This window comes from Pseudomonas sp. P5_A12 (genome assembly GCF_056400685.1).
The window spans coordinates 1-10,090 of sequence record NZ_JBFUKU010000201.1; the positions used below are offsets into that span (position 1 = coordinate 1).

The 10,090-nt window shown below is 58.2% G+C and carries 2 protein-coding genes and 2 pseudogenes; all 4 read right to left on the minus strand.

Going from position 1 to position 10,090, the window contains the following annotated elements; all coding sequences use genetic code 11:
• Positions 1-1,122 (minus strand): annotated as a pseudogene (locus tag AC1DSG_RS22105) (Ig-like domain-containing protein); the annotation flags it as partial.
• Positions 1,115-5,209, minus strand: a complete 4,095-nt coding sequence (locus AC1DSG_RS22110) for a Tc toxin subunit A-related protein (RefSeq protein WP_477792786.1) — start codon at positions 5,207-5,209, stop codon at positions 1,115-1,117. The gene AC1DSG_RS22110 and the pseudogene AC1DSG_RS22105, both read right to left, overlap by 8 nt.
• Before the next feature lie 61 nt (positions 5,210-5,270).
• On the minus strand, positions 5,271-8,885 hold the full coding sequence (locus AC1DSG_RS22115; RefSeq protein WP_477792787.1) for a Tc toxin subunit A: 3,615 nt from the start codon (positions 8,883-8,885) through the stop codon (positions 5,271-5,273).
• Positions 8,886-9,034: 149 nt separating this feature from the next.
• A pseudogene (locus tag AC1DSG_RS22120) lies at positions 9,035-10,090 on the minus strand (hypothetical protein); the annotation flags it as partial.

The following is a 10,090-nucleotide window of genomic DNA, read 5'->3' on the forward strand; positions in this document are numbered from 1 at the left end:
ACTCTCGACAGAGGCCTGAATGACAACGTTACCCGCTGCCTGCGGCTCAAAATCGAAGTACACCCAGCCCTGTTCATTCGTGACGCCAACGCTTTTCACCCCTTGGTCGGCAAGCGTCCAGGTCACCGCTCGCCCGCTGAGGGACTGACCGGTGTAATACGCCCCCACTTGCACCCCCAGACGCACACGCTGCGCGTATTCAAGCACCGGGTAATACGCCGCCTCGAGCACCTTGCGAAACACCAAACGATGATGCCCGAGCGACACATTCACCGGGTAAGGCTCGGCGGTGTACTGATTATGCAGATTCATCGAGAAAAGGTAGGGCTCCTCCTGACCAATCAATGGGCAATCAAGCTTCCATTGATCCTCCAGCGGATGATCCACGCCCCAGTCCGGCGCCGCGACAACCGCGCCAAACGGATTGTCGTCGATGGTCAGCGCTGCCTGGGTGTCCCGCCAGGCATTCTCTGGTGCGGGCAGGAATTTCAACCGGTGAACCAGGCTCGCGGAAGCCCCCAGGCACATGTACAGCGTCGCATCGGGTGACACCGGTTCTTCATCCAGCATCAGCCTCTGCATCACCGCTGGCTCCAGATGCAATTGGAGATTGATTCGCGTGATGCGGATTCCCGAGACGGGGTCATTGGGGGCATTGGCCGGGCTGGACACGTCGACGGTGAGGGTGCCCTCGGCCTTGAATGGCAGCGCCAGTTCGACTTCGTACTTGATCGGTTTGAAATCCAGCGGCTGACCGTTCCTCAGCCGCGCCTGATCTTCCTCCAAATCCCTTGATACTCCCGGCCGCAAGGGGATCTCCAATGTCTCTTGCTGCCCATCAATGCTGATTTTCAGCATGCCCGCTTCGGTGTGCCGGGTCTCGCACCAGAAACCGAGTACATAGCGCGCTTGCGCACTCGGACTCTTGGGGACCCTCAAACGCTGACAGACCGAAGAATTGTTTCCAGCCTTCAGCAAAGGAATCAGTACACCTTCATAGAGTTCACTCGCTGTACCCAACCAGCTTGGATTTGTCGTACCTTTCTTCCATTTGATAAACCCCTGCTTGAAATCGCCATTAAGGATCAGACTTTCATTGGCTTGGATGATCGACTCATTCATGACGGACGGCTCCTTCGACGATTGAGTTTTGCTCCGCGTTTTCGGCTTGGGTTACCAGGTCTTCGACGGTTCGCGCGAAGGTCGGTTTGCCGGCTTTCGCCGTGAAACGGACCCGCAGAATGACGTCCGTCAATGAGAGCAACATGGCGTGCTGCGAAGCTTTTTTCGACCGTGGAAAGTTCAACGTCCAGCGCGACACTGCCCCCGTGCTTTCGAAGGGGTTGAGCAACCCTTCATCAGGTTTCATGGCCGTCATGCCGTTATCGGCGATCCCTGTCGACAAGACGATTTGTTGACCGCTGCGCAGATTGACCTGCACATCGGAGGGGGCTGTAGCACCGTCCGGGTTGTGCAAATACCTCACAGACTGAGTTGATTCCTTGGTCGCGATCATGCTGCTGATCTGCAACAAGGTGGCTGGTACATTTTCGTAAGGACTGGTCAACACCGGCAGATCGACCTCGACCGAGCTGATTTGCCGGCAGTAATGCCCCGGATGATCGCGATCGAACAGCAACTGGGTAAGCTTGAACTCCAGTGTCCCCCGGTCCTGCAACTGCTGCAGCGCAGACGTCCAATTGTCGATCCCCACTTGCGGTTCGACCTTGTCGTCAAACAGTTGCCGCAAGGATACGGTTTTGACCAATTCCAGCCGACGCTCATGACGTTGCAGGTATTCACGCTCCATACGCAACAAATGTCCGCGCAGGTGTTCGCCTGCGGTCAAGCCGTGACGGTTATCCAGCCAGACCTGGGGCAAGGGGAGATTCGCGTCGTAATCGCCGGTTTCCGCGTTCAACGAAGCCTGAGCGTTGAGACACAAACTGACGACCGCATCGTACGCCTGATAGTGCAGGGCCYTGAACTGGCCCAGCAGCCAGCCGAACAGTTCGGCATTGGTCGCACGCTTCTTGAGGAAGTTGTAAACCGTCAGCGCCTGACTGTTGGCCGTGAAGGTTTGCTGCAAGCTGGCTCTGGCCGCCTCGACGGCATGCTTCTGGGCGACGATCTGCTCATCAATCGCCCGGATCTCCGCTGTCGCTTGACTGCGCTGCAGCGCCCATTCGTTACGGCGACGGCGGTAAGCTTCGGTGGTGGCTTGCTTGTCCGCGTCCATTTGCTTGACCGCCGAGGCGATGTCCAACCCGTAGCACACCGCATTGATGATTTCGTCGGGGCGCCAACCACCACCGGCCAAACCAAAAATATTAGGCAAGGCAGCCACAAGCGCGGCGGCCGGCCTGATGCCTGCGGACATCAGTGACAGTTTTTTTGACTCCTGCAGACTTTCCATGACCTCGTATTCAACCGCCGACACATTTTCGTCATAGAGTGCGGCATAGGCGTCGGACCGTTCCGCCGCCACGGCCCGGCTTTGCTCCAGCGCGACCACATTCGCCTGTAACTGGTCGATGGCATATTCCTGCACGCTCTGGGCATAGGTGCCCAGTTTCACCAGATGGTCTTGCTGCATTTCTTCCAGCTCGATCCTATCCCGCTGCTCAAGCAAGCGCAGCACCTGGCTGCCGTATTCCTGCAGGGTTTGCACGGCACGCAACGCCGCCTCGAAAATCACGCGCCAACGGAAAGCACCGACCACCAGCCGCCCGCCCATGGGTCTGGGTACGCCAACACTCCCGGCCGCCAGGTCTTGCAACAATTGATTGGGATTGGTGGGACGGCTGAAAAGCGGGATCTCCATCGGCTTGCCATCGAGAGTGAGGTTATTGCGCAGGTTATGCAGGCGCTGGCCCGGCTCGTCGTACATCTTGAGCAACTGGTCATTGATCGGGAGTTTGAAAGGATTGTTCGCCAGCAACCCGAGCTCAGGCGGTTCATCGGCGCCGGCAGGAAAGTCCGCCAGGTTGAACACGAGGGCTTGTTCAAATTGCTCAAGCGCCGGCCGCGACAGGCTCTTGTTCAAAAGGCCCTCCAGCGTGTCGGTTTCCCAACGGTTCACTGTCCGCACCGTGGGAGCCTTACCCATGAAAAACTCGGCCTGGACGTAACACAACTTGGCTGCCACCAGGCTGTCACGGGTGAGCTGGCGGTAATACCAATCACCCCAGGCCACCAGGTTCTTGACGTATTCAATGAATATCAGAATCTGGAAATGGTAGGGTGCGGAATAGCCGATGGCGTCAGGATCGGCCGGTGCGCGGGTTTCGAAGCCGACATTGCCTTTGACGATGTTCAATGGCCGGCAACGCCAGTAAAGCGGTTTGGGATGTGCCGGATTTGTAATGTCCGCCGGTGCTTGCGGATCAAACAGGTAATGCAGCCACTTTTGCGCCTCCAGAAAGCGGTCCTCCGTGCGCAGACGCGTCGCGACCAGATGAGGCAAATGAAAAAACAGCTCCCAGAAAAACAAGCCATTGGCGCCATCGAATGCACCGTTCGGCTCGCTGATCGTAGCCGAACCGGGCGGCGGTTCTGACAGAAACTGAGTRTCCCAATCAAGTACCGCATCCACGGAAATATTGGAGCGTTGCACCAGCTCTGGGCCGAACAGCGAATTCAGACGGGTGAATTTAAGCGCCCAGTGTGTTTGGTTGAATGCAATAAACTGCGCGGCATCAGAAGTGTTTTTGAGCAATGCCGCCGGGTTGAAGTCCGTTACGTTGGCAATCGTCAATGCAAATTCTTTAACTCCATATCCACCCGTGGCACTGCCAAAAGTAAAGGTCGGCGTCCCCCATGCACCTTTCCCCCGCTTGAAGACTTGCCATAGGGTGCCCCAGCCACCGGCAAATGGTTTGGAGGTTTTGATCGGTCCCGGGTCGTCGGGGGTTTTGTTTTTCAACGTCAATTCCAATTCAACGTTACTGGTACTGGTAATACCCGTGGGCCTCAAAATTCCCTGGACAATCAGCACATCGTCGTTACCGACGCGAAACGCCACGGCCTGCATATCCAGGTAACGCGTCAGGGTCCCCGGCGTGGTCACAGAGGCGACGATGGTCGGCTGATTCAGCAACGGGTGCTGCACCGTTTCGGCGAAGACAAAGCGTTTGTCCGCGGCCTGCACCAGCCAGCCGCCATCATCTTCGGGCAACGGACGAAAAAGTACATCGCGTACCGCTGTCACATTCAGGCCGGGCTCACTCCCGTCCCCTTTGCGGTTCGTCAACAACACCCCCAGCTTGCCCTTGGGGTTGTGATGATCGGCCCAAACGGTCGCAATCAGTCGAACGTTTTTGTCCTGGGAGTGATCTGCGGTCTGTGCGGAGCTGTGCATGCTCAGCGGTGCCGACCACTGGCCGTTTTGACTCATGTACGCCAGATTGATGTCCAGCCACGGCGGTATGCTTTTGCCATCCGATCCCATGACCTGATCCCGCCACTCGGCCCACACCAGGCACAACCGCCCGCTCCAGAACACTGGGCGAATGTCCAACACCTTGGCTCCTGTGGGAATATCCACTGGCTGCCATTCATTCCACACCGCTGGATTGAGGGCAACATCGGCTGGCGAGAGTTCCACCTCTGCCTTGCGCCAGAAATACTGGAACGGCGGCACCCGCTGGCGACCGACAAAGTAATAATCGGCGCGTGCCGGCGAAGCGCCGTCCATGTAGCTACTGATCACGTCCAGGTTGCAGGTCTGCTCGAACGTTTTCAGGTAGTCCTGCAGCGCAGCCTGAACCGAATCACTGTTCAGGCGCGTCTGATTTAGATTGTTTTCAAGGGCTTTGAACAGGCTGGTCTTGCGCAGCCGAACAAAGGGGGTCATGAAGTTTTCCGGGTAAATCTTGATCAGTTGCCACGCGGCCCAATCCGGGAAGTTGCTGTAAAGCTCCCAAGTCGCCAGATCTCTCTTATCGAACTCGATCGTCGCATAGCCCGGCTCCAGCTTGCGGTACGCGGCATGGATAAACTGCTGCGCGCAGCTCGTCGCTTCGGCCACCCGGGAGCTCTGAACCAGGTAATTGTCCAGCGGATCCATGCGCAGCAGTTCGAACAGGTCTGCCGGGGTTTTCAGGAAGCTGTACTTTGGCTTTTCTCCGCCTGCGAACTTCCCGATGCAGAGTTCAACCAGCGCATTACGGCGCTTTTCGAGCAGGCCAGCGATATTGTTCAGTGCCATAGTCCTTTCTCCTGAGGATGTGAGCCGGGAACGCACGACCAGACAGCGATAGCGATAGCGGTCATTGGCCCGCCTCCTCGCCGTCGAACGTGATGGTTTCGAAATAAGCCGTGGTTTTTCCTGCTTCGGACAGAACGCTGATCTCAAACTTGCCGCCGGTTCGGCTGGAGGCAAACACTCGCGTCAAACCCTCCTGGTTGGTGTTGGCCTGCGCCCGCCGGATATCCAGCACCGGCAGCCGGGTGCCGTCCTTCTCCTCGTAGCTCCAGCGCACGGGACTGTTTTTCCCGAGGTTTAGATACTGGTCCATCAGCGTGGCGTAGAGTTCGATCTCCTGACCGCGGGGCACGCTACCCAACGGTACCGGCGACATGAGCTGAGGCGGAAACTGCAGGGTCTTCGTGTCAGCAACAACATTGATGGTAGGGGCGTACTGCGGCTTGAACAGATCCAGCCAGAACTGCGGGGTGTCCGTGCCCATGACCTTGCCGGGAAAAAACTCTGCCTGGACCACGCCATCGACATCAGTTTTCCGGGTGGCAATACTGCCCAGCCTGGTAAGCCAGCGAACCTCGACGCCGCTTAACGCCTTGTTGTCGATATCCTTGAGGGTCACGGTGAAGGTGATTTTCTCGCCTGGCTTGTTGGCTACCACATCGGTGTGGTCCGCCACACAGGTCAGGGTAACAAGCCGTTGCAGATCGTCGGTGAACGCCATATGAAGCACAGGGGATGCGGACAGGCTCAGCAACGCATGCTCGGCAGCATCCTTGTACTTCGACTTGTCCACTGCCGCGGGCAAAGTCCCGATCATGAAAATCGTCACGGCATCCATGCCGGTTTGCGCCGTCATTACCCGAATGCGCATCAACAAATCCAGCTGGATCAGGTTTTTCAGGATGTGGTCTGTCGAGTCGAAGCGACTGACACACTCGCGTACCTCTTGCACACTCCAGTCGAAAAACTCCGCCAGCCGGATTGAGGCCGCTTGCTGGGCCAGACGCTCAGCATCAACGCTCAGGTCGTCAGGCAAGGCATTGACCTCACGCAGATAATCGAGCAGTTTCTGCGCGGGCTTCTCGCTCAATTCAAACGCCCGGGTGAGCACCGACAGGTAGTAAAGCGCCCTCACGGTGAACGCATGTTTATCATCCTGATCCAGCCAGGCCTTATGGCCGTAAGCCAGATAGTCCTGCAACAACTGGGCGTTGAGATCCAGTTTCGCCACCACCGCACTGCGACGACGTACGTCGGCCAACAGCTCGAGCAAAGGATCGGGCTGCTCGTTGCGCCCCCGCAAGGAATCTTCCCGATCCGACAGGGTGCGTTCGAACACCTGGCGCAACAATTGATGCACCGTCGCATTGGCCCAGACCAACACTTGAAACGCTTGCTCGGCGTTGACGCCTGCATAAACCGCCAGCGATTCCTTGACCACCGACGCCTGGGTCTCTTTGGCCTGCAAAAGCACGGCGAGCATTTTCTCGACAATGGCAGCGCGTACGACTTCATCGCTGTCACCGAGGCCATCCTTCACCGCCCCGTCGAGCGCCTGCCGGGCAACGGCCAGGTACTCGGCTTCGGTACCCGGATGCGCCAGGACCAGCCCGTCAGCATCGACCAGCAGCGTCAGCAAATCCAGCCAGCTGGCGCCCGCCAGCGGCGGCACCCCTGCCATCAGTAATGCCGAGTGGGTGAACTGCGCGCCAGGCAACAGGCTGCGCACTTTTTCAAACAACTGGCGCTCATCATCGGAGGCAGTGGCCAACGCTTGGGGTTGCGAGATGTGCTGCAACATCCAGAGCACCGCAAGCTTGCGGTCTGCGCACCACCCCACACAGGAATGCAGGGCATAAATGAGGTTCAGCACGTCGGGCGTGTCGACTCGGGTCGAATGGATCAGGGGAGTACCTGCCAGACCGTAGAGCCAGTCTTCTCCGCCCAATAACGTCAGCATCAGGACGCCTTCGACCGGCGTCATGCCCAACAAGCGGGGCAGCTTCACCAGGCGGTAAAAACTGGAAATGACTGCGGGGGTTCGCTTGAGTTTGTTGTTGGTGACGCCATGCGCACCGGCAATCGCCATGGCCAGGTATCGGTAGGTCTGAAGGTCGATCCCCAACGCACTGCACAACTGGGTGACCGTCAGTTCGGACTCGCCCTGGATGGGCAACACCGAAAAATCCCCGTTATCGAGCAACATGGGTTGGCGGTAGTCGCCCTGACCATTGAAGACTTGATCAAACAGCGAGAGCGCTTCACCGCGACCATAAATCGACAACTCGTCGATAAACGCGGCAAAGTCTGGCGCCGTACACCCATAGCGCTCACGTAATGACTGAAACAGACCCAGTGCATGCACGACTTTATCCGTGATCCACCAGGCATTGTCTGACGTGCTATTGCGCGTTTCAGCCCTGATGGCCGCCACCAACAGCGCATCTACCTGATCGCTGGGCAACCCCAGCCACTGATCCAGACGCAACTTGCGGTTCATTCGGTCGTATCGGTCAAGACCATTTGCGCTTGTTGGAGTCGCTGATAATTTATGCCGGAATGAAGGGCCGGTTACGCCACCCGTAAGACTGACCGCAGGGTCGCTATTGGCATTGAGGTAAACCGAACCGGAGCGCCAGCTTTCCGGCTCAACAGGCTTGTTTTGCGAGTACGTCACGTTGGCAGAACGAACCGGCGCGAAACCTCGTACCGACAGCAACGCCTCCAGCCCCTGGGCATCGAGTTTGGTTCGCTCACCGAAGAATGGCACCTGGTTAAGGTTCTGCCACGTCACATCATCGGTGCCGAAGTTCTGCGAATAAAAAACCACACGATCATCGAACTCTACGGGCTCCTCCGTCAGCAACTGCCGCTGATAAGGCCCCAGCCGTGATGCGTGGGCCAGGGCACGCCCCGCGTCGGCATCCCAAGCCTGGCGTAGCAAAAAATAAGGGAAGGAGAAGTCCACCAGGTGCGCAAAATTGCCGACCGAAAGCCCCAGGTGATGGGCGACCGCATCCAGGGTCACCCAGTGCTGATAGTAAGGCAGCCCATTGGGATACCGCGCCTCGATCATCGCGTCTTCAACATCCAGTCGGGCGTCGTGTTCGGCGATGAAGGTTTCCAGCACCGGGACGATGATGTCGACCGCGGACACCGCTCGATACACCGCATTGAAATCGACCGACAGCGGTTTCAGGTCCTTGCGCCGGTCATGCAGCGGCAGCTTTTCGTTACTGCTCGATACGAACTCGATACGCTGTTCGATCCACCTCAACAGCTCGATCAGATACGCCACTGGTGAAGCGAGAGACTCCAGAGCCTGCGGCGGGCAAAAACTGTTGAAGTCAGGACTGAACAGCGTTTCGAAACTGGGTCCCGTAACCATCGACAACAAACCACTGGTCGCCCTGGCCTCATCAGTTTCATGGCGGCGCAAGCTGTGCTCGATGAATTGGCGGTGCACAAAAACGGCCATGCTGTTGGCCCGCCGCAAAAACCGTCGAGCGTCCTCGGGGCTCACGTTGAAGTCCCTCACCAGCCCCTGCACGCCCTTTTCCACCAGAGGAAAAATCGATCCACCCTCTTCGATGTAAGTGTCGAGAGCCGCGTACCTCGTGCGTTGTTCGTTACTAAAGACCTGGTTCAGCAATTGCGAGGCGGGGCGGGAGTCAGCCATGGTCAGGTTCCTGGGGTCGATAACGGTCCTGAACAGCCTGACAAGCCTGTCAGGCCGTACGATTGATGGAAGAGATTTGGCGCCTGAAGCCGATCACCGTCTACTGTCATAAATGACAGTATCGACAACCGTTCATCGGAGGGGCGCTGTCAGCCTTTTGTGGGTGGCACAGACCCGACTTCGAAGCGTTCGCTGTCCACCCAGTCGGAAACCGTCGCGCCATCTTCACCCGCAGTGAGGGTTTGCTTGAACCGGCACCAATTGCCGCCGTCGGGCAGCGGCTGCGCTGCACTGCCTTGCCAACCGCTGGTACTGACGGGGACATCGAGGGACCATTTCAGGTCATGGTTGAACCAGCTCGTGACCTGCCCGACTCCCGGTTTGCCCTGCCCTTCAAACTGCACCGGATTACTGACCCAGCGTCCCCCCGCCGGTACATCGATGGACGGCAGAAAAGTACCCAGCACGACCGACCGTTTGGGCGAGTCGGCCGATTCGAAGCCGTCGCACGACGCCACAGCCACCAGGCCGCAGCGTCCGCCAAGCCGATCAAGCATCAGCGTCACCGACCACGTGCGATCCTCCAGCACCGGACTGCGTCCCAGCACCGTTGACGTAGCGTCACCCAGCCTCACCGTCACGATGTCCCTCGGCACGCCGAAACCGGATATCACCGCCCGCCGACCAATGTGTTCGTCCAGCGCCGGCGTTTCGATAAACGGCGCAGCCGGCACCACGTTGTAGCTCAACGGTGGGCTGTCTTTGGATGTCTGTTCTTCGAAGCGTTGCCTGGCCCGGATGATTTTGGCCCCCACCGGCAAGGTCACCTCGGCTTTCCAGCTGCCGTCCTCGTCCACGGGAATACCGGTCAGCAAAGGTTCGGAATCGCCCTCCAGCCAGACCTCGACAAATCCGCCCGGCATGCCCTCCCCCTCAAACAATGCGGTTCGCGGAAGATCGCCGTTTTCCGTTGGCTGCGTAAAGACCGGTGGCAGCAGCACCACTTTGAAAGCGAGCATTTCGCTTCGCTCGGACTTGCGCTGATTGCGGGTCTGTTGGGCATCGATGGTGTACGGGCGAAACTCCAGACCGGTGAGTTCGATTGACCATTCACCATCGTTGKTCAGCGTTTTTGGAGCGCCCAGATCTCTTCCGGATTGAGCGTCACGCAATTGCATCGAGGCCCCGGCCATGCCGTCGTACCC

Excerpts from the sequence above, each read along its gene's own strand:
- AC1DSG_RS22115 (WP_477792787.1), bottom strand. The coding sequence starts at position 8,885 with ATGGCTGACTCCCGCCCCGCCTCGCAATTGCTGAACCAGGTCTTTAGT.